This window comes from Pseudomonas sp. SA195, assembly GCF_054131565.1.
The window spans coordinates 921,466-944,169 of record NZ_CP096392.1; the positions used below are offsets into that span (position 1 = coordinate 921,466).

The 22,704-nt window shown below is 64.2% G+C and carries 21 protein-coding genes; 10 read left to right on the forward strand and 11 right to left on the reverse strand.

Annotated features, from left to right (window positions below; genetic code table 11):
- Positions 1-151 precede the first annotated feature (151 nt).
- Positions 152-1,093: an AEC family transporter gene (locus M1D78_RS04175; RefSeq protein WP_437422676.1), complete on the forward strand. Its 942-nt coding sequence runs from the start codon at positions 152-154 to the stop codon at positions 1,091-1,093.
- 6 nt (positions 1,094-1,099) lie between these two features.
- Here the strand turns inward: M1D78_RS04175 and M1D78_RS04180 are convergent, their stop codons facing one another.
- From M1D78_RS04180 to gatC, 6 genes are all read right to left on the reverse strand, one after another.
- On the reverse strand, positions 1,100-2,194 hold the full coding sequence (locus M1D78_RS04180; protein WP_437422677.1) for a calcium/sodium antiporter: 1,095 nt from the start codon (positions 2,192-2,194) through the stop codon (positions 1,100-1,102).
- A 27-nt stretch (positions 2,195-2,221) separates the two neighbouring features.
- On the reverse strand, positions 2,222-3,307 hold the full coding sequence (locus M1D78_RS04185; RefSeq protein ID WP_437422678.1) for a calcium/sodium antiporter: 1,086 nt from the start codon (positions 3,305-3,307) through the stop codon (positions 2,222-2,224).
- 19 nt (positions 3,308-3,326) lie between these two features.
- Positions 3,327-3,707 (reverse strand): septal ring lytic transglycosylase RlpA family protein, encoded by a 381-nt coding sequence (locus M1D78_RS04190; RefSeq protein WP_437422679.1) that lies wholly within the window; start codon positions 3,705-3,707, stop codon positions 3,327-3,329.
- Between the two features lie 126 nt (positions 3,708-3,833).
- Positions 3,834-5,282: an Asp-tRNA(Asn)/Glu-tRNA(Gln) amidotransferase subunit GatB gene (gene gatB, locus M1D78_RS04195; RefSeq protein WP_437422680.1), complete on the reverse strand. Its 1,449-nt coding sequence runs from the start codon at positions 5,280-5,282 to the stop codon at positions 3,834-3,836.
- 10 nt (positions 5,283-5,292) lie between these two features.
- Positions 5,293-6,744 carry an Asp-tRNA(Asn)/Glu-tRNA(Gln) amidotransferase subunit GatA gene (gene gatA / locus M1D78_RS04200; protein ID WP_437422681.1) on the reverse strand — a complete coding sequence of 484 codons (1,452 nt, stop codon included), beginning with the start codon at positions 6,742-6,744 and terminating at the stop codon, positions 5,293-5,295.
- An 11-nt stretch (positions 6,745-6,755) separates the two neighbouring features.
- Positions 6,756-7,043 carry an Asp-tRNA(Asn)/Glu-tRNA(Gln) amidotransferase subunit GatC gene (gene gatC / locus M1D78_RS04205; protein ID WP_437422682.1) on the reverse strand — a complete coding sequence of 96 codons (288 nt, stop codon included), beginning with the start codon at positions 7,041-7,043 and terminating at the stop codon, positions 6,756-6,758.
- A gap of 314 nt (positions 7,044-7,357) precedes the next feature.
- On the opposite strand from gatC, the gene mreB reads away from it, so the two are divergent.
- From mreB to tldD, 8 genes are all read left to right on the forward strand, one after another.
- Positions 7,358-8,395, forward strand: coding sequence for a rod shape-determining protein MreB (gene mreB, locus M1D78_RS04210; RefSeq protein WP_437422683.1), 1,038 nt, complete (start codon positions 7,358-7,360; stop codon positions 8,393-8,395).
- 212 nt (positions 8,396-8,607) lie between these two features.
- Entirely contained in the window at positions 8,608-9,561 is a 954-nt protein-coding gene (mreC, locus tag M1D78_RS04215) for a rod shape-determining protein MreC (RefSeq protein ID WP_457933575.1), read from the forward strand.
- Positions 9,558-10,046 (forward strand): rod shape-determining protein MreD, encoded by a 489-nt coding sequence (mreD, locus tag M1D78_RS04220; RefSeq protein ID WP_437422685.1) that lies wholly within the window; start codon positions 9,558-9,560, stop codon positions 10,044-10,046. Before mreC ends, mreD begins: the two co-directional genes overlap by 4 nt.
- 88 nt (positions 10,047-10,134) lie before the next feature.
- Positions 10,135-10,725: a Maf family protein gene (locus tag M1D78_RS04225; RefSeq protein ID WP_437422686.1), complete on the forward strand. Its 591-nt coding sequence runs from the start codon at positions 10,135-10,137 to the stop codon at positions 10,723-10,725.
- 91 nt (positions 10,726-10,816) lie between these two features.
- Entirely contained in the window at positions 10,817-12,274 is a 1,458-nt protein-coding gene (rng, locus tag M1D78_RS04230; protein WP_437422687.1) for a ribonuclease G, read from the forward strand.
- Between the two features lie 49 nt (positions 12,275-12,323).
- Positions 12,324-16,115: a YhdP family protein gene (locus tag M1D78_RS04235; RefSeq protein WP_437422688.1), complete on the forward strand. Its 3,792-nt coding sequence runs from the start codon at positions 12,324-12,326 to the stop codon at positions 16,113-16,115.
- Positions 16,116-16,145: 30 nt separating this feature from the next.
- Entirely contained in the window at positions 16,146-16,991 is an 846-nt protein-coding gene (locus M1D78_RS04240; RefSeq protein ID WP_437422689.1) for a carbon-nitrogen hydrolase family protein, read from the forward strand.
- 2 nt (positions 16,992-16,993) lie between these two features.
- A complete protein-coding gene (gene tldD, locus M1D78_RS04245; RefSeq protein ID WP_437422690.1) occupies positions 16,994-18,436 on the forward strand; it encodes a metalloprotease TldD in 1,443 nt (480 codons plus the stop codon).
- A gap of 43 nt (positions 18,437-18,479) precedes the next feature.
- On the opposite strand, the gene yjgA is transcribed toward tldD, so the two are convergent.
- Positions 18,480-19,001 carry a ribosome biogenesis factor YjgA gene (gene yjgA / locus M1D78_RS04250; RefSeq protein ID WP_437422691.1) on the reverse strand — a complete coding sequence of 174 codons (522 nt, stop codon included), beginning with the start codon at positions 18,999-19,001 and terminating at the stop codon, positions 18,480-18,482.
- A 109-nt stretch (positions 19,002-19,110) separates the two neighbouring features.
- On the opposite strand from yjgA, the gene pmbA reads away from it, so the two are divergent.
- Positions 19,111-20,457, forward strand: a complete 1,347-nt coding sequence (gene pmbA / locus M1D78_RS04255; protein ID WP_437422692.1) for a metalloprotease PmbA — start codon at positions 19,111-19,113, stop codon at positions 20,455-20,457.
- A gap of 127 nt (positions 20,458-20,584) precedes the next feature.
- Here the strand turns inward: pmbA and M1D78_RS04260 are convergent, their stop codons facing one another.
- The 4 genes from M1D78_RS04260 to hpf form a co-directional block, all read right to left on the reverse strand.
- Entirely contained in the window at positions 20,585-20,857 is a 273-nt protein-coding gene (locus tag M1D78_RS04260) for an HPr family phosphocarrier protein (protein ID WP_437422693.1), read from the reverse strand.
- A gap of 8 nt (positions 20,858-20,865) precedes the next feature.
- Positions 20,866-21,723, reverse strand: coding sequence for an RNase adapter RapZ (gene rapZ / locus M1D78_RS04265; protein WP_437422694.1), 858 nt, complete (start codon positions 21,721-21,723; stop codon positions 20,866-20,868).
- Positions 21,724-21,851: 128 nt separating this feature from the next.
- A complete protein-coding gene (gene ptsN, locus M1D78_RS04270) occupies positions 21,852-22,316 on the reverse strand; it encodes a PTS IIA-like nitrogen regulatory protein PtsN (protein ID WP_437422695.1) in 465 nt (154 codons plus the stop codon).
- A gap of 6 nt (positions 22,317-22,322) precedes the next feature.
- The gene (gene hpf, locus M1D78_RS04275; protein ID WP_437422696.1) at positions 22,323-22,631 is read right to left on the reverse strand and encodes a ribosome hibernation-promoting factor, HPF/YfiA family; all 309 of its coding nucleotides are present in this window, start codon (positions 22,629-22,631) and stop codon (positions 22,323-22,325) included.
- Positions 22,632-22,704: the final 73 nt, after the last annotated feature.

Here is a 22,704-nt window from a genome sequence, read left to right on the forward strand (position 1 = left end):
ATCCAAGGCTTACGTCGGGAGCTGCTTACAACAGTCTGCAGCTTCCCGTGCGTCCTTCATTGCGATGGAGGCGTGACGCGTGTTGACGTGCCGTCGGTAGGCGGGAAGACTTTGGGTACCGCGCTTCGCCTATCTACTCAGTGGTTTCCTCATGCTCCCCCTGGTTCTGCAGACCCTGAGCGTCACCGCTCCGGTCTTCGTCATGCTGTTCATTGGCGTCCTCCTGGTCCGCTTGCGCTGGATCGATGGCACCTTCATCCATACCGCTTCCACGCTGGTGTTCAAGGCGACGATGCCGACGCTGCTGTTTCTCTCGGTCATCAAGGCCGACCTGGACGCGGCGCTGCAGCCCAAACTGTTGGCTTACTACATCCTGGCAACGGTGGCGGGGTTCCTGCTGGCGTGGGCCTGGGCGATCTGGCGCTGCCCCTGGGCGGAGCGGGGCGTCTACGTGCAGGGTGCGTTTCGGGGCAACAACGGGGTGGTGGGGCTGGCACTGGCGACCAGCCTGTACGGTGATTACGGTCTGTCGCTCGGCGGTGTGCTCGCCGGTGTGGTGATCCTGCTCTACAACAGCCTGTCAGCGGTGGTGCTGGCGATCTACAGCCCGGACGGCCGGGCTGATCCTGGCGAAATCATCCGCAGCATCCTGCGCAATCCGCTGGTGATCGGGGTGACCTCGGCCATTCCGTTCGCCTATTGGCAGGTCCCGCTGCCGGAATGGCTGATGACCTCTGGTGAGTATTTCGCCCAACTGACATTGCCGCTGGCGCTGATCTGCATTGGCGGCACGCTGACGATGTCCGTTCTGCGCGAGAGCAGCGGGCTGGCGATGAGCTCGAGCCTGATGAAGATGGTCTGGTTTCCGCTGGTGGCGACGGTCGGGGCCTGGCTATGCGGCTTTCGCGGCGCGGAGCTGGGTATCCTGTTCCTGTATTTTGGTTGTCCCACGGCCGCGTCGAGCTTCGTCATGGCGCGTGCCGTCAATTCCAACCATCAGCTGGCGGCGACCATCATCGTGATCACCACGCTGAGCGCGGCGCTGACCATCAACGCCGGGCTCTTCGTGCTGCACTGGCTGGCCTGGATTTGATCAGGCTCAGTGGCGCTGGGCTTTCCACGAGCGGGCGGCAATGATCGCCAGCGTGACAGCCGTCAGCGGTAGCGCGTAGGCAATCATGGCGTCGCCAAAGGCATCGGCCGAGGGTCGGCCGGTGCTGATCATCACCAAGTAGACCGTGTACGCCACGTAATACGCGAGGAACAGCAGGCCTTCCCAGCGATTGATGGCGTAGCCAGTAAAGAAGATGGGCAGGCAGGCCACTGCTACCGCGATCATCACCGGGAAGTCGAACGCCAGCGCATTGGCCGCCACGCCGATGGCCTGCGGCGAGACCAGCGAGGCCAGGCCCAGCACGCAGAGCAGGTTAAAAATGTTGCTGCCGACAATGTTGCCGACCGCGATGTCCCGTTCGCCGCGAATGGCTGCCAGGATCGAAGTCGCGAGCTCCGGCAGCGAGGTGCCGACCGCAATCACTGTCAGGCCGATGACCAGTTCGGACAGGCCCAGCGCACGAGCCAGGGACACGGCGCCTTCGACGAGAAAGTGCGAGCCACCCACCAGCAGCGCCAGCCCGACGATCACCAGTGCGGTGTTGATCAACGCGGCGTGCGGCTTGGGTTTGTCATCCATGCCGTACTCCTTGGCGAACTCGTCATCCGCATCAGCGCCCGCCGCGGCGGCGCGGCGGCTGCTAACGATCAGAAACGCGGTGTAGCCGAGCACGCCGGCAAACAGCAGAGCGCCGTCGAGGCGGCTCAGTGCGCCGTCCCAGGCCAGCGCATAGGTGACCAGGCTGGCGCCAATCATCAGCGGCACGTCCAAGCGAATCAGCTGGCGCGACACCACCAGCGGCGCAACCAGGGCGGTCATGCCCAGGATCAGCAGGACGTTGGCAATGTTGCTGCCCAGCACGTTACCGATGGCGATATCGCCGCTGCCATTGAGCGCAGCCTGCACGCTGACTGCGGTTTCCGGGGCGCTGGTGCCGAAGGCGACCACGGTCAAACCGATGACCAGCGGTGGGATGCCAAACTGGGCGGCCAGCTTCGCCGCACCACGCACCAGCACTTCCGCGCCGGCCACGAGCAATACCAGGCCGGCTATCAAATAGACGAACGTCATTAGGGTCACAAGGACACACTCCGAAGGGTAAACGGCTCAGCGCTGGTACTTCCAGGCGCGCAGAAAGATCACGAAAAGCGTGATGGCGGTCAAGGGCAATACGTACCAAGTCATTGCATGGCGCAGCAGACTGATCGCCGGCAGGCCCGTGGAGAACATCACCAGATACAGGGTGTACGCACCGTAGTAGCCGAAGAACAGCAGGCCCTCCCAGCGATTGATGCGGTAGCCGGAGAAGAAGATCGGCAGGCAGGCGATGAACACTGCGAGCATCACGGGCAGGTCGAACGCCAGCGCGTTGGGCGAAATGGACAGCCCGTCGGCCGACACCAGCGCACCCGCGCCCAGCACCAGCAAGAGGTTGAAGATGCAGCTGCCGACTACGTTACCGACGGCGATGTCGCGCTCGCCACGGTAGACGGCGAGCAGCGAGGTGGCGAGCTCCGGCATGGAGGTGCCGACCGCGATCACGGTTAGGCCGATCACCAGTTCCGACAGGCCCAGGGCACGTGCCAGTGCCACGGCCCCCTCGATGAGTAGGTTCGAGCCCAGCACTAGCAGTGCCAAACCCAGCAGAACCATCAATAGCTGCAGGGCCCAGGCAAAGCGGCGGCCATCGGTTTCGGCAGTTGCCAGGTCCGGTGTCTCATTGGTTGCAGCGAGCGCACGGTCACGCTTGCTCGCGATGATCAGAAACCCCGTGTACAGCAGCAGGAAGCCAAGCAGCACCAGCCCGTCCAGCCGGCTGACGCTGCCGTTCCAGGCAAGCAAGAAGGTCAGCACGCCGGCACCGATCATCACTGGTACGTCCAGCCGCACCAGTTGGCGGGACACCAATAGCGGCGCGACCAGGGCCGAGAGGCCGAGAATCAGCAGAATATTGGCGATATTGCTGCCGATAACATTGCCGACCGCAATGTCGCCGCTGCCTTCCAGAGAGGCCTGGATGCTGACAGCAGTTTCCGGCGCGCTGGTGCCGAAGGCGACGACCGTCAGGCCGATGATCAGCGGCGACACGCCAAACCGCGCCGCCAATCGAGATGCCCCGCGCACCAAGGCTTCGGCACCAGCCACCAACAACACCAATCCGGCGACCAGGTAGGCGAGGGTCATCAGTGTCATCGGGGCTCCTTAGGGTATGTCAGTCCAGCGTCTCGATCTTCACCGGCGCTACGCCGTCTTCCAAGAGGTCAATGCGGTTCGCGGCGACGCGGGACAGGTCGATGATGCGCCCGGGCTTGTACGGGCCGCGATCGTTGATGCGCACCGTCACTTGCTTGCCGTTCTCCAAGTTGGTGACCTGCACCCGTGTGTCGAAGGGCAGCGTCTTGTGTGCCGCGACCAGTTCATTCTGGTTGAACGTCTCGCCGCTGGCCGTTTCCTCGCCATGGAAGCTGCGCGCGTAATAGGACGCCTTGCCTTGTTGGGTCACGCTGCTTTCGGTGGCGTCTGCGTCCGGCGATTCCATGCAGCCGGTGACGAGCACCAGCAACAGCGGGATGATCCACAGTCGGTTTCGCATGGCTCACTTCCTTCCTGAACGGGTCAGGCCGGCTCGTTGGCTAAAGGGTCGCCAGTTTTGAGCCCGGAGCCCGGCAACCGTTCCCGGTGGCCGATCATTGGCGCCCGGGAACGGCTGGCAGAGCGATCAACCGTCGAGCTTGCTCTTGAGCAACTGGTTGACCTGGGCCGGGTTGGCCTTGCCCTTGGACGCCTTCATTGCCTGGCCGACGAAGAAGCCGAACATCTTGCCGCGCTTGGCTTCGTCGCTGGCGCGGTACTGTTCGACCTGTTCGGCGTTGGCGGCCAGCACCTCGTCAAGCATCTTCTCGATGGCACCGGTGTCGGTGACCTGCTTGAGCCCCTTCTTCTCGATCACCTCGTCGGCACTGGCGCCTTCGCCGGCGGCCAGGGCTTCGAACACCATCTTGGCGATCTTGCCGCTGATGGTGTTGTCCTTGATGCGCAGGATCATGCCGCCCAGTTGCTCGGCAGAGACCGGCGATTCGGCGATGTCGAGGCCTTCTTTATTGAGCAAGCTGGACAGTTCGCCCATCACCCAGTTGGCGGCAAGCTTGGCGTCACCGCAGCTGGCGTTGACCTGCTCGAAGTAGTCGGCCATCTCGCGGCTGGCTGACAGCACGCTGGCGTCATAGGCGGAGAGGCCGAACTCACGTTCGAAGCGTTCGCGCTTCTGCACGGGCAGCTCCGGCAGGCTGGCGCGTACCTCGTCGAGGAAGCTCTGCTCGATCACCACCGGCAGCAGGTCGGGGCAGGGGAAGTAGCGGTAGTCATTGGCTTCTTCCTTGCTGCGCATCGAGCGCGTCTCGTCCTTGTTCGGGTCGTATAGGCGGGTTTCCTGCACCACCTTGCCGCCATCCTCGATCAGTTCGATCTGGCGCTGCACCTCGTGGTTGATGGCCTTTTCGATGAAGCGGAAGGAGTTGACGTTCTTGATCTCGGCGCGCGTGCCGAATGCGGCTTGGCCTTTTGGGCGCACCGAGACGTTGCAGTCGCAACGCAGCGAGCCTTCGGCCATGTTGCCGTCGCAGATGCCGAGATAACGCACCAGCGCGTGGATCGCCTTGACGTAGGCAACCGCTTCCTTGGCGCTACGGATGTCCGGCTCGGAGACGATCTCCAGCAGCGGCGTGCCGGCGCGGTTCAGGTCGATGCCGCTCATGCCGTGGAAGTCTTCGTGCAGGCTCTTGCCAGCGTCTTCTTCCAGGTGCGCACGGGTGATGCCGATACGCCGCGTGGTGCCGTCTTCCAGGGTGATGTCCAGATGGCCCTTGCCGACGATGGGGTGATCCATCTGGCTCGTCTGGTAGCCCTTGGGAAGGTCCGGGTAGAAGTAGTTCTTGCGTGCGAAGACGTTCTTCGGCGCGATCTCTGCATCGATCGCCAGGCCGAACTTGCAGGCCATACGCACCGCTTCGGCATTGAGCACCGGCAGGGTGCCGGGCATGCCGAGGTCAACCAGGCTGGCCTGGGTGTTGGGCTCGGCGCCGAAGGTGGTGGCGCTGCCGGAGAAGATCTTCGATTGAGTCGCGAGCTGTGCGTGGATTTCCAGCCCGATCACGGTTTCCCATTGCATGTGTTCGTCCTCAGAATCCGCTCGGTGCTTGTTGATGCCACTCGGTCACCTGCTGGTACTGGTGAGCGACGTTGAGCAGGCGGCTTTCCTGGAAGTAGGGCGCCAGTAACTGCACGCCCACCGGTAGGCCATCGATGAAGCCGGCCGGCATCGACAGGCCGGGAATGCCGGCGAGGTTGGCCGTGATGGTGTAGATGTCTTCAAGGTAGGCAGCCACCGGGTCGGCGTTTTTCTCGCCGAGCTTCCAGGCGAGGTTCGGCGTGGTTGGACCAAGGATGACGTCAACCTCGTCGAAGGCGCTGACGAAGTCGTTCTTCACCAGCCGACGAATCTTTTGCGCTTTCAGGTAATAGGCATCGTAGTAGCCGGCCGACAGCGCATACGTGCCGACCATGATGCGGCGCTTGACCTCGTCGCCGAAGCCTTCTGCGCGTGAGCGCTTGTACAGGTCGGTGAGGTCGGCCGGGTTTTCGCAGCGATAGCCGAAGCGCACGCCGTCGAAGCGCGACAGGTTGGAGCTGGCTTCCGCCGGTGCGATCACATAATAGGAAGGAATCGCGTGCTGCATGTTAGGCAGGCTGATGTCCTTGACCGTCGCGCCGAGCTTCTTCAACTCTTCGACAACAGCTGTCACCGCGTCGGCGATGCGGGTGTCGAGGCCAGGGGTGAAATATTCGCGCGGCAGGCCGATGCGCAGGCCGGCGAGCGGTTGGCTGAGCGCGGCGAGGTAATCGTCAACGGGTTGGTCGACGCTGGTCGAGTCCTTCGAATCAAAGCCGGCCATGGCCGAGAGCATCAGTGCGCAATCCTCGGCAGTGCGCGCCAGTGGGCCGCCCTGATCCAGGCTGGAGGCGTAGGCAATCATGCCCCAGCGCGACACGCGCCCGTAGGTCGGCTTAAGGCCGGTGAGGTTGGTGAGCGCGGCGGGCTGGCGGATTGACCCGCCGGTGTCGCTACCCGTGGCGGCCGGTAGCAAACGAGCGGCGACGGCAGCAGCGGAGCCGCCGGACGAGCCGCCGGGCACGAGGCTGCGATCCCAGGGGTTCTTCACCGCGCCATAGTGGCTCGACTCGTTGGCCGAACCCATAGCGAACTCGTCCATGTTGAGCTTGCCGAGCGAGACCGCACCGGCATTGGCGAGACGTTCGACGACCGTCGCGTCGTACGGTGAGGTGAAGGCGTCGAGCATGCGCGAGCCGCAGCTGGTGCGAACGCCCTTGGTGCAGAACAGGTCCTTGTGACCGATTGGCGCACCGAGCAGGGCGCCGGTCTCGCCATTGGCGCGGCGCGCATCGGCAGCCCGCGCCTGGGCGATGGCTTGCTCTTCGGTAACAGTGATGAAGCTATTCAGCTCGGGATCGAGCTGCTCGATTCGGGCCAGCAGCGAGCGGGTGAGTTCCTCGGCGGAGAACTGTTTGCCAGCCAGCGCCCGGGCAATGCCGGCAAGGGTCAGTTGGTGCATGTGGGCGTCCTTCATTCGATCACCCGCGGAACCAGGTATAGACCTTCTTCGACGGCCGGTGCGATGGCCTGGTAGGCGTCGCGCTGGTTGCCTTCGGTGACCACATCGGCGCGCAAGCGCTGGCTGGTTTCCAGCGGGTGGGCCAATGGCTCGATGCCGGTGGTGTCGACGGCCTGCATGCGGTCGATGAGGCCGAGGATGGTGTTCAGGGTCTCGGTGGTGCGGGGTAGGTCGGCTTCATCAAGGCCCAGGCGGGCCAAGTGAGCGATCTTTTCCACCTCGGAGCGTTCAAGCGCCATCGGGAATCTCCAGCGGGAAGCGAATCCTGGGCGCCTTCCGTCGGGCAGAGCCAACGATCGGGCGGCAGGGCGTTCGGCAGCGGTGGGCGCGCAGGCCCGGAAAAGCCGACAATCTTACATGGCTGCCGGTCGAGTCGGTAGCGCGGCTGCGGCTTGCACGGTCGCCGCGGACATTTTCCGGGCCTGGCTATTTTTCGAGCAATAGCTCACGTCTGGCCCGTCCCGCCTGGACTCTCGCCTTGCCCTTGCTTCCCGCCATTGTTAGAGTTTGCGGCACTTTTTTCCCCACGCGTTTGCCCCAGGGCCCTTTTCCCATGTTCAAGAAACTGCGTGGCATGTTTTCCAGCGATTTGTCGATCGACCTGGGCACTGCCAATACCCTCATTTATGTGCGCGACCGCGGCATCGTTCTGAACGAGCCGTCCGTGGTGGCCATTCGTTCCCACGGCAACCAGAAGAGCGTTGTCGCCGTGGGGACCGACGCCAAGCGCATGCTCGGGCGTACCCCAGGCAACATCAATGCGATCCGCCCGATGAAAGACGGTGTGATCGCGGACTTCAGCGTCTGCGAAAAGATGCTGCAGTACTTCATCAACAAGGTTCACGAAAACAGCTTCCTGCAGCCCAGCCCGCGCGTGCTGATCTGCGTGCCGTGCAAATCCACCCAGGTCGAGCGTCGCGCCATCCGCGAGTCGGCGTTGGGTGCCGGTGCCCGCGAAGTCTTCCTGATCGAAGAGCCCATGGCGGCCGCCATCGGTGCCGGTTTGCCGGTGGACGAAGCACGCGGGTCGATGGTTGTCGACATCGGCGGTGGTACAACCGAAATCGCCCTGATTTCGCTCAATGGCGTCGTCTATGCCGAATCCGTGCGCGTTGGCGGTGATCGCTTCGATGAATCCATCGTCACCTATGTTCGCCGCAATTACGGCAGCCTGATCGGCGAATCCACCGCCGAGCGCATCAAGCAGGAAATCGGCACCGCCTTCCCGGGTACCGATGTGCGCGAAGTCGACGTGCGTGGCCGCAACCTCGCCGAGGGCGTACCGCGCAGCTTCACGCTCAACTCCAACGAGGTGCTCGAGGCGCTGCAGGAGTCGCTGGCGACCATCGTTCAGGCGGTCAAGAGTGCGCTGGAGCAGTCTCCGCCGGAACTGGCATCCGATATCGCTGAGCGCGGCCTAGTGCTGACCGGCGGTGGCGCGCTGCTGCGCGACCTGGACAAGCTGCTGGCCCAGGAAACCGGCCTGCCAGTCATTGTCGCCGAGGAGCCGCTGACCTGCGTGGCACGCGGCGGCGGTCGAGCGCTGGAAATGATGGACCGTCACGCCATGGACCTGCTCTCCACCGAGTGATCCGCCAACGCTCGGGCTGTCGCGCGTGCGTCGAGCGAGGCGCTTGAACTGTAGTTCTTCAGCCGGTTCGCGATGGCCCGCCGCACGACAAGCCCAAACAGGGCCGGACCTCGCGTCCGGCCTGTCGCGTTCAGTTTGCAGCCTGCAGTTGCGAGGACTCGCCGATCAAACCGCTATTTGCCAAAGGACCTCTTCTCGGCGTGCGCCTGCTGGTGCTGGCCGTGCTGTGTGTCGCGCTGATGGTGGTGGATGCCCGCTTCGACACATTGAAGCCATTGCGCAGCCAGATGGGGATGGTGCTGACGCCTTTCTACTGGCTGGCCGACCTGCCGGTGCGCACTTGGCAGCGCGCCACCGAGCAGCTGAGCACCAGCACTAGCCTTGCCGCGGAGAACGAGAAGCTCAAGGCCGAGGCCCTGCTCATGCAACGCCGGCTGCAGAAGCTCGCGGCCTTGACTGAACAGAACGTGCGGCTGCGCGAGCTGCTCAACTCAGCGGCCCTGGTCGACGACAAGGTATTGGTCGCTGAGCTCATCGGGCTCGATCCCAACCCCTTCACCCACCGCATCCTGATCGACAAAGGCGAGCGTGACGGCGTCTTCGTTGGCCAGCCAGTGCTCGATGCCAGCGGGCTGATGGGGCAGGTCGTCGAGGTGATGCCCTATGCCGCGCGCGTCCTGCTCATCACCGACGTCACCCACAGTATCCCGGTGCAGGTCAACCGCAACGGCCTGCGCGCCATCGCTATCGGTACGGGCAGTCCGGACTATCTGGAACTGCGCCACGTCGCGGAAACTGCGGATATCAAGGAAGGCGACCTTTTGGTCAGCTCCGGCCTGGGGCAGCGCTTTCCCAGCGGTTATCCGGTTGCACAGGTCACCGAGGTGGTCCGGGGCTCTGGGCAACCCTTCTCCATCGTCCGCGCCACGCCGACGGCGATGCTCAACCGCAGCCGCTATCTACTGCTGGTGTTCAGTGATTCCCGTACGCCGGAAGAGCGCGCCAACGCCGCGGCCGAAGCGCAGGTCTCAGCCGATCGCGAGGCTGCCGCGCAGGTCGCGCCCGATGCTGAAGATGCGCCTGCCGATCAAGCCGACGAGGCATCCGAGGCGCCTGCGACACCAGGAACGGCCCAGCCCGCAGCGCCTGCTGAGGGCCAACAGTGATCAGCGGGCGCCTGAACAACGGTTGGGTCATTTGGCTTTCGCTACTCGTCGCGCTGCTGCTCAGCGTCGCACCCATGCCGGTCAACACCGAGCTGGCACGCCCCCTTTGGCTGGGCATGTTCATTGCCTATTGGGCTATCACCCTTCCGCATCGCGGAGGCATGGCTGCAGCTTTCATCTTCGGTCTCATGCTCGACGTGCTGGCCGGCACGCTGCTCGGGCAGAACGGATTGCCGCTGCTGTTGGTCACCTTCCTGGTGCTCAGCCTCAACCAGCGGCTGCGGATGTTCCCGCTGTTGCAGCAGAGCTTGGTGCTGTTGGTGATCCTCGGGCTCGGGCAGCTGGTTCATCTGTGGCTCAACACCCTCACCGGCAATCGTCCGCCGACGTTGCTGTTTCTCGTCCCCGTTCCGGTCAGCGCGCTGCTGTGGCCGTGGGTCTTCGTTGCGCTGCAGTGGGCGCGTCGCCGCTATAACGTCTACTGATCGGGCGTCTCGTGGGCGGGCCAGCAGCGCTTTCGAGGCGCCTCGCGATATGCGAACCTGCGCCGACCGCCCTCTTGAAGGACCAGGCATGCCCGCATTGTTTCTCGCCTCCGCGTCGCCCCGACGCCGTGAATTGCTGACCCAGATCGGCGCCCGCTTTTCGCGGGTCTCCGTCGCCATCGACGAGACTCCATATCCCGATGAGCATCCTGAACAGTACGTACAGCGGCTGGCGCGCGAAAAGGCGCTGGCCGGGTTCGCCGCACTCGACGACCCGGAAGCCGTCGTTCTCGGCGCCGATACCACGGTAGTGCTTGATGACCGCATCCTTGGCAAGCCGATCGACCGTGCCGATGCGCTGGAGATGCTTGCCACACTCTCCGGGCGAGAACACCGGGTACTGACCGCTGTGGCGCTGGCCAGTGGGAGCCGCTGCGACCTGCGGCTGGTGGCGAGTGATGTCAGCTTCCGCCCGATCGCGCCGGCCGAGGCCGAGGACTACTGGGCCAGCGGCGAGCCGCAGGACAAGGCGGGCGGCTACGCAATCCAGGGGCTCGGTGCGATTTTCGTCAGCGGGCTGCGGGGAAGTTATTCCGCCGTGGTCGGGTTGCCGTTGTGTGAAACGGCGCAGCTGCTCGAGGCGCACGGCCTGCCGTACTGGACTAAAAGCTCAGCCTAGAGCGTGTGGTGCGCACGCGTATGCCGTTAGAATCGGGCCCATATCGTCAGCTTCGGCTGCTCCAGACCATCGCCATCGGCTGAGAACAACAATGAGCGAAGAAATCCTGATGAACATCACGCCCATGGAGTCGCGGGTGGCGGTGGTCGAAAACGGCGTCCTGCAGGAAGTCCACGTCGAGCGCACGCAGCGCCGCGGCATCGTCGGCAACATCTACAAAGGCAAGGTCGTCAGGGTGTTGCCTGGCATGCAGGCGGCGTTTGTCGACATCGGTTTAGAGCGCGCTGCGTTCATCCATGCCTCGGAGATTTCCTCCCGCGAAGGCAACGCTGTCGAGCCGATCAGTGCGTTGGTTCACGAGGGGCAGGCGTTGGTGGTGCAGGTGACCAAGGATCCGATCGGCACCAAGGGCGCGCGCCTGACCACCCAGTTGTCGATACCCTCGCGCTACCTCGTCTACATGCCTCGCACCAGTCATGTCGGGATCTCTTTGCGAATCGAAGACGAAGCCGAGCGTGAGCGGCTTAAACAGGTGGTGATGGAGTGCATCGCGACCGAGGGTATCAAGGAGGCCGGCGGCTTTATCCTGCGCACGGCAGCCGAGGGGGCCGGCAGTGACGAGATCCTGATGGATATCCGGTACCTGCGCCGGCTTTGGGAGCAGATTGACGGCCAGATGAAGACCGCCGCCTCGCCGTCGGTCATCTACGAAGACCTGACACTGGCGATGCGAACGCTGCGTGATCTGGTCAACCCGCGCATCGAGAAGATCCGCATCGACTCGCGTGAAAATTTCCAGAAGGTCCGGCAGTTCGTCGCCGAGCTGATGCCTGAACTGGGCGATCGCCTCGAACACTATCCTGGCGAGCGTCCAATCTTCGACCTGTACAGCGTCGAGGACGAGATCCAGAAAGCCCTCGAACGCAAGGTCATGCTGAAGTCAGGCGGCTACCTGGTCATCGACCCGGCGGAAGCGATGACGACCATCGACGTCAACACCGGCGCGTTCGTCGGCCATCGCACCCTAGAAGAAACCATCTTCAAGACCAACCTCGAATCGGCGACCGCCATCGCGCGGCAACTTCGGCTGCGCAACCTCGGCGGCATCATCATCATCGACTTCATCGACATGGAGGACGAAGAGCATCGCCGACAAGTCCTGCGCACGTTGGAGAAGCAGCTCGAACGCGATCATGCCAAGACCAATATCATCGGCATTACCGAGCTCGGGCTGGTGCAGATGACGCGCAAGCGCACCCGCGAAAGCCTCGAGCAGGTCCTCTGCGAACCCTGTATGTGCTGCCACGGGCGCGGCAAATTGAAGACGCCAGAAACGGTGTGCTACGAAATCTTCCGCGAGATTCTGCGCGAGGCACGTGCCTACCAGGCCGAAGGGTACCGCGTGCTGGCCAACCAGAAGGTGATCGACCGGCTGCTGGACGAAGAGTCCGGCAACGTGGCGGACCTGGAAAGTTTCATCGGCCGCTCGATCAAATTCCAGGTCGAGACGATGTATTCGCAGGAACAGTACGACGTGGTGCTGCTCTGAATAGATGCACGCCAGGCCATCTCGGCCCGGATGATCGGAGCGCATTCGCATGAGCCGGCTCCCCGTCCTGTTGCTCGCGCTGTCGCGGCGCTGCCTGTGGCTCGCTGCGGTCGGCATGATCCTGGCTGCGCTCTATGTCAGCCTGGGTCGGCAACTGGTGCCCCTGGTCGCCGAGTATCGGGCGGAAGCCGAGAGCAAGGCGCAGGCGTTGTTGGGCACTCCCGTGACGCTCGGGCGCCTGGAAGGGCGCTGGGAAGGCTTCGCCCCCCGGCTGGTCGCGCATGAAGTGCAGCTCGGAGAAGGCGAGGGGGCTGTCCGGCTGGATTCGCTGGCGGTCGTGCCCGACCTCGCCGATAGCCTGTGGTCTCGCCGGCTGCAGCTGGCTTCGGTGACCTTCGTTGGGGTTCACTTGAGCCTGGTGGAAGCGGACGATGGTTGGCGCCTGGTTGGCATGCCTGCCCGCGAAGGTGATCAGGGCATGGCGCCGGACCGGATCCTGGCCGAACTGCAGACGATTCGCAGGCTGTCGCTGCTCGACAGCCAGGTTACCGTCCAGGCTCAGGATGCCGCACCGCTGACCCTGAGCTATACCGACCTCGAACTGCGTAGCCGTGGCGACGAATTCAGTCTAGGCGGGCGCCTGCTCTTGCCCGACGGTCAGCCGCTGGCGCTGCGGGCGGATGCTGAGGTTGCGCCGGCGCACTGGCGTGAGGCGCGGGCGAGCCTCTATGTCAGCCTGCCGCAAAGTGACTGGGCCGCCTGGCTGCCGGCAGGCCTGGCTGGCGTGCACGTCGAGCATTTGCAAGGCGGTGGCGAACTCTGGCTCGACTGGCGCGATCAGGGGGTCTCTCGGGCGGTGGCGCGCCTGAACGTGCCAGCCGCAGAGCTTGCGCGTGCCGAGCACGACCCCCTGCGAATCGAGGATCTGGCTGTTAATGCCTACCTTGACCGCCAGCCCCAGGGCTACCAGTTGCAGGTCGACGGCCTGGCGTTCGACCTGGGTGATAGCCGTTGGCGCGAAACCCGGGCGCTGCTTCACCATGATGGTGACGACTGGCGGGTCTCTGTCGACCACATTCCGTTAGCGCCGTTGGCCTCGCTTGTGCAAAACCTCGCCCCTCTTCCGGAAGCGGTCGGGACCTATCTCGAGGCGCTTGCGCCCGAAGGCACCTTACGCAATGTGCAGCTCGACTATCGGCCTGGAGAAACCGGGGACAAGCGCCTGAGCTTCGCAGGCAACCTCGACGCGGTGGGTATCGCCGATTACCACTGGATTCCATCGGTGCGTAATGTGAGTGGGCTGGTGCAAGGTGATCTGGGCGGTGGTGAGTTGCGCTTCGACAACCGTGATTTCAGCCTGCACCTGGCTCAGCTGTTCGGCGAGCCCTGGCGCTACCGGAGTAGCCGGGGCAGCCTGCGCTGGACGCTCGACGAGCGGGCCTTCACGTTGGCCGCGCCCTATTTGCAGGTCGAGGGCGAGGAAGGGCAGATCGCCGGCGATTTCCTGATCCGGCTGATGCGCGACCCGGCGCTCGACGACTATATGGACCTGCGCGTCGGTATGCGGGACGGCGATGCGGCTTTTACCTCCAAATACCTGCCGACGCGGTCGCCTGCGCTCAGCGCGCCGCTCGCCGAGTGGCTGCAAACAGCCATCCGCGGCGGTACCGTCGAGCAAGGTTACTTCGAGTATCAGGGCTCGATCAGCCGGGGCGCACCCGAAGAAGCGCGCAGCCTCGGTCTGTACTTCAAGGTGCGTGACGCCGAATTGGCGTTCCAGCCGGGCTGGCCGCTGCTTCGAGACGCGCGTGGCGAGGTGCTCATCGAGGACAGTGGCGTGCGGGTGCGCCTGGCGGAAGGGCGCATGCTGGACAGTCGCGTGCATGACGCGCTCGCCGAGATTCCGCACCGGTCCGATGGCGGCACCCCGCGGCTGGCTATCCACGGCATGGTGGACGGCAGCGTTCGGGATGCCCTGACCCTGTTGCAGGAGGCGCCGATCGGCACCGCCGAGTTGTTCGGCGGCTGGACGGGTGACGGCCCGCTGACTGCCGGTCTTCAGCTGGATATACCGCTTGCCCAGGGTACACCGCCCAAAGCGAAGGTCGATTTCAGCACGCGGGATGCTTCGCTCTATATCGATCAGGCGGACCTGCAGTTCGACAGCGTCGGCGGAAGCTTCCGCTACGACACCGAGCGAGGCCTCAGTGGCACAGACATTAAGGCCCGCGCCCTGGGGGCGCCTTGGACCGGCTCGGCGAGCGCCACCGGAGCGTCCGGTAGCCCGGCGACACGTATCCAGGCGACCGCCCGCGTTGCCGTGCAATCGCTCCTGGACTGGCAAGGGATCGTGCGACCGCTGCCCGTCAGTGGAGACATTCCGGTGCAACTGGCCTTGTCGCTCGGAGGTTCTGACAACCGGTTGCAACTGGATTCGTCGTTGCTCGGCACGCAGCTTGACCTGCCGGCGCCCTTTGCCAAAACGAAGGAAGAGAGACGGGGCACCACGCTGCGCCTGTCGCTTGGCGGCGACACCCAGCGTGTGAGCCTCAAGCATGGTGATCTGGCGGCGCTGGCATTCAGCGGGCCTACGGGGCGGTTGCTCGAGGGCGGCGGAGAGTTGGTGTTAGGGGGCGGTGCGGCGAACCAGGTCAGCGAGCCCGGGCTGGCGGTGCGAGGCAGGCTGGAGCGCGTCGACGCCGATCAGTGGATGGCGCTGCGCGACGCCTTCGGCAGGGCCGAGGAGGACGAGGGCGCCGCCTCGCTGCTGCGACGCGTGCAGCTCGATATTGGCCACTTCAAGGGCTTCGGCACACAGATCGCGGCGCTCGAAATCGATTTGAAGCGACTCGCGGCAGGTTGGTCCCTGGGGCTGGGCAGCGAAACCATTGCGGGTGAGGTACGTGTGGCGGATGCCAGCAGCGAGCCGATCCAGCTTGACCTGTCGCATCTGCGCTTCCCCGCCGCCGATCCCGCCGCGGCGGAGTCACCGCTGCGCGACCCGCTCGCGGGCGTGGATCCGAGCGGCCTGCCACCGGTGGACATCGCCATCGACCAGGTTTACCAGGGTGATGCCGTGTTAGGCCCCTGGTCGCTGAAAATGCGGCCGGCCGAAGGGGGCGTGGCGTTCAGCGACCTGAGCCTAGGGCTTCGTGGTATCACGCTGTCCGGACAGGGCGGTTGGGCGGGCCAGCGGAGCTGGTATCGGGGAACGCTGGAAGGGGGCAACCTAGCCGATGTGCTCCGGGCATGGGGCTTCGCGCCATCGACCACCAGCGAGTCCTTTACCGCCTCCGTCGATGGCACCTGGCCGGGCTCGCCAGCGTTTTTCGGATTCGGGCGGCTGTCTGGCGAGATGAAGGGCAAGCTGCGCAAGGGGCAATTGCGCGAGGTCGACGGCAGTGCGCAGGCACTGCGGGTGTTCGGCTTGCTCAATTTCGATTCGATTGGCCGGCGCTTGCGCCTGGATTTCTCCGATCTTTTCAGTAAAGGCCTCAGCTACGACACGATCACCGCCGACCTGATGGCCACGGACGGGCTGTTCACCACGCGCGAGCCGCTCAAGGTCACCGGTCCATCCAGCAACCTGGAATTGCAAGGGCAGCTGGACATGGCCAATGACCGCATCGATGCGAAACTGCTGGTTACGCTGCCGGTGAGCAATAACCTGCCACTGGCGGCGCTGATCGTCGGTGCCCCTGCCATCGGTGGCGCGCTGTTCGTGGCGGACAAGCTGCTCGGCGACAAGGTGGCTCGCTTTGCCACCGTGCAGTATCGCGTCGAAGGGCCTTGGCAGTCGCCGGATATCTCCTTCGACCGGCCCTTCGAGAACCCCAACTGACCGGCCGTTGACGTTAAAACCTGGTGCCCAATGACCTTCGCCGTGATCCAGATGGCCAGCCAGGCCGACATCCTTAGCAACCTCGCCACGGCGCGCCGCTTGCTGGAGCAGGCCGCGGTCGCCGGGGCGCGGCTGGCCGTGCTACCGGAAAACTTCGCCGCGATGGGCCACCCCGATCCCGCCCGGGTTGGGCGGGACGAGGCGCTGGGGTGTGGCCCAATTTTGCCTTGGCTGGCCAAGACGGCATCCGAGCTCGGTATCTGGCTCGTCGCCGGTACGCTGCCCCTACCGCCCGACGACCAACCGCAGGGCAAGGTTCGCGCCTGCTCGCTGCTGGTCGATGCCCTCGGCCAGCGCGTGGCGCGCTATGACAAGCTGCATCTGTTCGATGCCGAAGTGAACGACGCGCGAGGCTGCTATCGCGAGTCCGACCACTACGCGGCGGGTGAGAGCATTGTGGTGGCAGACACCCCTTTCGGCCGGCTGGGCATGACGGTCTGCTACGACTTGCGCTTTCCAGAGCTCTACACCGCGTTGCGGTTGGCCGGCGCGGAGCTGATCAGCGCACCCTCGGCGTTCACCTCGGTCACCGGTCGGGCGCACTGGGACATGTTGATTCGAGCGCGAGCCATCGAGACGCAATGCTATATGCTGGCCGCAGCACAGGGTGGCGAACACCCCGGCGGTCGTCTGACCCATGGTCATTCGGCTATCGTGAACCATTGGGGGCAGGTCATCGCTCAGCGTGACACGGGCGAGGCCGCGTTGGTTGCCGCGCGCGACGTCTCGGCCCAGCATGCGGCCCGCCGGCGTATGCCGCTGATGGAGCACCGCCGCTTCCGCGCCCCCTGCATGGCTTCTGGCACATTGGAGTAGATATGAGTGAATTGCTGTTGCCCGTTACCGAACGCCTGCTAACCCCTGGTGGGTTGGGGCTCGACGACCTGCCGGGGCTGCTCGGCGAACTCGCCGGGCCGGGTATAGACGCGGCGGATCTGTATTTTCAGGATCAGGTGACCGAGTCCTGGGTGCTGGAGGATGGCATCGTCAAGGAGGGCGGCTTTCACATCGAACAGGGCGTCGGTGTGCGCGCGTTATCCGGTGAGAAGACGGGCTTCGCCTACAGCAACGCCATCAATGCCGATGCGCTGCGCCAGGCTGCCGAGGCTGCCCGGTCCATCGCCCGTAGCGGCCAGCAGGCGCGGGTCGGCGTGCTTTCGAGGGCTTCCTTCGCGCCGCTCTATGGCCAGGACAACCCGCTCGACGGCATGGGGCGTGCAGAAAAGGTCGAGCTCCTTAAGCGCATCGATGTCGCCACGCGCGCGCTCGACCCACGGATCAAACAGGTGACGGTCAGCCTGGCTGGCGTCTGGGATCACGTGCTAGTGGCCGGCCTGGACGGTGCCTTGGCGGCCGACATTCGCCCTTTGGTGCGCTTCAACGTCAGTGTCATCGTCGAGCAGAACGGCCGGCGCGAGCGCGGCGGCCAGGGTGGCGGCGGCCGCACCGGGTACGATCACTTCCTTCAGGAAGATCGCGCCATGGGTTACGCACGCGAGGCCCTGCGCCAGGCGCTGGTCAACCTCGAGGCGGTGGCGGCTCCGGCGGGCACGCTGCCCGTGGTGCTGGGTTCCGGCTGGTCAGGCGTGCTGCTTCACGAAGCGGTTGGCCATGGGCTGGAGGGCGACTTCAACCGCAAGGGCAGTTCGGCCTACAGCGGGCGCATGGGTCAGCAAGTGGCGTCGACGCTCTGCACCATCGTCGACGACGGCACCCTGGCCGACCGCCGCGGTTCCCTCAGCGTCGATGACGAGGGCACGCCGACCCAATGCACCACGCTGATCGAAAACGGCATCCTCAAGGGGTACATGCAAGACAAGCTCAACGCACGACTGATGGGCGTAGCACCGACGGGCAATGGGCGGCGCGAATCCTATGCGCACTTGCCGATGCCGCGTATGACCAACACTTACATGCTGGCTGGCGAGAGCGACCCCGAAGAAATCATCCGCTCGGTGAAGAAGGGCATCTATTGCGCCAACCTCGGCGGCGGGCAGGTGGACATCACCAGTGGCAAGTTCGTATTTTCGACGAGCGAGGCCTACCTCATTGAGGATGGGCGGATCACAGCGCCGGTCAAAGGCGCCACGTTGATTGGCAACGGCCCGGATGTGATGAACAAGGTATCGATGGTCGGCAACGACCTGGCCCTGGACAGCGGGGTCGGGACTTGTGGCAAGGACGGCCAGTCGGTGCCGGTTGGCGTCGGCCAGCCGACGCTCAAGATCGACGGAATTACCGTAGGGGGTACGGGCGCCTGACGGCCGCCGGCGCGTGGTTTTGTTGCCGCGCCGTGCGTCAGGCTTAGCGCAACCCGCGCTGCGTTTCGTCCAGCCCGCGTATGTACTTGAATATTTTTCGGCTCGCCGCTGGCGGTTTGTTGCGAGCGGCCTCGTGCTGGGCATGACGCACCAGCCCGCGCAGATGCTGGCGGTCGGTTTCGGGGTACTCCGCGACGAACGCCTCGAGCGTTTCATCATTGCCGGCGATCAAACGGTCGCGCCAGCGCTCCAGGGCATGGAAACGCTCGTTGTACTGCCGGGTCGAGGCGTCGAGCTGGTCGACCAGCGCCATGATGGCGTCGACGTCCTGGTCACGCATGAGCTTGCCGATGTACTGCAGGTGACGTTTGCGCGCGATATGGGCCTTGTGCTTCGGCGCATCGTCGAGCGCCTTGCGCAGCGCATCCGTCAACGGCAGGCGGTCAAGCACATCCGGTTTGAGCGCGGTCAGGCGCTCACCCAACTCCTGCAGCGCGTGCATCTCGCGCTTGACCTGGCTTTTGCTTTTTTCCTCGAAATCGTCGAGGTCGGAAATATCAGACATGGGGCGCATCCAATGGGAAATGCCGCCATGATAACAGCAGCCCCAGCCGCCCGTGGCAGGCGGGTCGCGGCGGCTGCGACATCCATGTATCAGGGTTTTGGAGTGTGTTATGACAGACGTTGAGGGGATTGGCCCGGAGGCACTGCCGGCGTTGCGCGAGCGGGTTCAGCGCATCCTCGATGAGGCTCGGGCGCAGGGCGCCACGGCGTGTGAGGTCTCGGTATCGATGGAGCAGGGCTTGTCGACGACCGTTCGCCAGCGCGAGGTCGAGACCGTCGAGTTCAACCGTGACCAGGGCTTCGGCATCACCCTGTACCTGGGCCAGCGCAAGGGCTCGGCCAGCACCACTGGCAGCGGCGAGGCAGCCATTCGGGAGACCGTTTCGGCCGCCCTGGCGATCGCCCGGCACGCCTCCGAAGACAGCTTTGCAGGCCTTGCCGACGCCGAGCGCATGGCCCGCGACCTGCCGGACCTGGACCTCTATCACCCCTGGCAGATCGCGCCAGACGAGGCCGTCGAGCTGGCGCTCACTTGCGAGGCTGCAGCGTTCGCCACGGACCCACGCATCCATAACGCCGACGGCACCAGCTTGAGTACGCATCGCAGCATCCGCGGCTATGGCAACAGCAATGGCTTCGTCGGCGGCTATTGCAGCAGCCGCCATAGCCTCAGCTGCGTGATGATCGCCGAGGCCGACGGGCAAATGCAGCGTGACTATCACTATGACGTCAATCGCGTCGCCAGCGAGCTGGCCTCGGCTGACTCCATCGGCCGGCGGGCGGCGGAGCGTGCCGTGCGGCGTCTGGGCGCGCGACCGGTGCCGACCTGCGATGTGCCCGTGCTGTTCTCTGCGGAGCTGGCGACCGGGCTGTTTGGCCATTTCCTGTCCGCTATTTCCGGCGGCAACCTCTATCGCAAGGCCTCCTATCTGGAGGATGCATTGGGCCAGACGTTGTTCCCCGAGTGGCTGAGCCTCGACGAGCGGCCGCATCTGTTGCGCGGGCTGGCGAGTGCGGGCTACGACGGCGACGGCTTGGCGACCTATGCCAAGCCGTTCGTGGACAAGGGCCAGCTTGTTTTCTATGTCCTCAGCACCTATTCGGGTCGCAAGCTGGGCCTGCCCAGCACGGCGAATGCGGGAGGGGTGCACAATCTGTTCGTGACTCACGGCGATGATGATCAGGCAGCACTGATTCGGCGTATGGGCCGCGGCCTGCTAGTGACAGAGCTGATGGGGCAGGGTTTGAATCTGGTGACGGGCGACTACTCCCGCGGCGCGGGTGGCTACTGGGTCGAGAACGGCGAGATTCAATTCCCAGTGCAGGAAGTCACCATCGCCGGCAATTTGCGCGACATGTTCCGGCAGATCGTCGCCGTGGGTCGTGACATCGAAACCCGAAGCAGTATCCACACAGGTTCGGTGCTGATCGAACGGATGAAGGTCGCGGGAAGCTAATCGAACCAAGCGATTTGGGTGGCGTGACACGCCAGAGGGCAAACCCTGCATGCTCTGGCGTGCAGCGGCAATTGGACGTTGACCAAGCCGCAGCAACGCCACGGTCTGGCTACGAGCTCCGGTGCTGCTATTCGCCTTCCTCGAAGTAGTCTTCGATCAGCGCGACCAGTGCGTCCATCGCCTCGTGTTCCTGGTCGCCCTCGGTGCGCATGTGCAGCGTGGTGCCCTTGCTCGCCGCCAGCATCATCACAGCCATGATGCTCTTGCCGTCGACCACGGTGTCGGGGCAGCGGCCGATACGGATGTCGCAGGGGAATTGGTTGGCGACCCCGACGAACTTGGCGGCGGCCCGGGCATGTAGCCCGAGTTTGTTGACGATGGTGATATCGCAGACTGGCATGGTTCTTCCTAGACCAGGTCGCGATGGCGGACCTGGACGTTTTTCAGAGGCTCGCGCAGCGCCTGACACAGTCGCTCAGCCAGATACACCGAGCGGTGATGCCCGCCGGTGCAGCCGATCGCGACCGTGACATAGGCGCGATTGCTGGCAGCGAAGCGGGGCAGCCATTTGCTGAGATAAGCATGGATATCCTGAAACATCTCCTCCACGTCGGCCTGCTGCGCGAGGTAGTCGATCACGGGTTGGTCGAGTCCGGAATAGTCGCGCAGCTCGGCCTTCCAATAAGGATTTGGCAGGCAGCGAACATCGAACACGACGTCGGCATCGACGGGCATGCCGCGCTTGAATCCAAAGGATTCGAAAAGAAATGCGGTCCCCGGCTCAGGTTTGTTCAGTAGGCGCAGTTTCAGCGTGTCGCGCAGCTGGTAGAGATTCAGGTGCGTCGTGTCGATCTTGAGATCGGCATGGTCGATGATCGGGGCGAGCAGCTTTTCTTCGTCGCGAATGGCCTCGGCCAGCGAGCGTCGCTCGGTGGTCAACGGATGACGGCGGCGTGTTTCAGAAAAGCGTTTGAGCAACGTTTCATCAGCTGCGTCCAGGTAGAGCACGTCGCACTGGATGTGTCGGGCTCTTGCCTCGACGAGCAGCTCGGGAAAGCGCTTGAGCTGGCTCGGCAGATTGCGAGCGTCAATGGAGACGGCGACCTGGGGTTGCAGTAATTCCGTGTGCAGGAAGGCGCGCTCTGCCAGTTCGGGAAGCAGCCCCGCCGGCAGATTATCGATGCAGTAGAAACCGTTGTCTTCGAGCACGTCGAGCGCCGTGCTTTTGCCGGAGCCGGAGCGGCCACTGACGATGATCAGGCGCATGGCGCGTTCTTCCGGCGGGGTCTTTGGTGCACGGCCTGGGCCGAACGGCGTCGGTGTCGCGAGCGGTGGCAGGTCTTGGGCACGTCTCGTTCCTCACTTCTCGCTGGCCTGCATGCGCAGCTCCGGCGTTATTGGCCGCTCTGGATGTCAACCACCGTCTGGTAGAGCGATTCGGACGTCGAGGCGCTGCGCAGGCGCTCGCGGACGTCGTCGCGGTCAAGCATGCTGGCGATCTGGCGCAGTAGCTCCAAGTGTTCATCTGTCGCTGCTTCGGGTACGAGCAGGACGAACAGCAGGTCAACCGGTGCGCCGTCGATCGCATCGAAATCCACCGGTGCGCCCAGGTGCAGCACCGCGCTTAAGGGCGAGGTGCAGCCGGTCATGCGACAGTGCGGGATGGCGATGCCGTTGCCGAATCCGGTGGAGCCGAGCTTCTCGCGGGCGACGAAGCTTTCGAAGATGGCTTGCGGGTCGAGGTCGGGGAGATCCCGGGCAATCACCTTGGCGATTTGCTCCAGGACGCGTTTCTTGCTGCCGCCCGGCACGTTCACCAAGGAACGTGCGGGGGTCAGGATATTTTCGAGTCGGATCATGATGGGCTAGCGGGCTAGGGCACCCTGGCTGTGGTCGAGCTGTTTTTCTTTGTGCTTGATGAGCTGGCGGTCGAGCTTGTCGGCAAGCAGGTCAATGGCGGCGTACATGTCTTCGTGCTCGGCGTTGGCAACAACTTCGCGTCCGGCGACATGAAGGGTGGCTTCGGCCTTCTGCTTGAGCTTCTCGACCTGAAGGATCACTTGAACGTTGATGATGCGGTCGAAATGCCGTTCCAGCCGTTCGAACTTTTCCTCGAGGTAGTCACGCAGGGGCTCGGTAACTTCAAGGTGAAGGCCAGTGATAGTGACTTGCATACTGCATCTCCTTTTGCCACGTGCGGATTGGCGGACCAGAGGTTCGCCAGCGTAAGAGATTCGGCCGGATCAC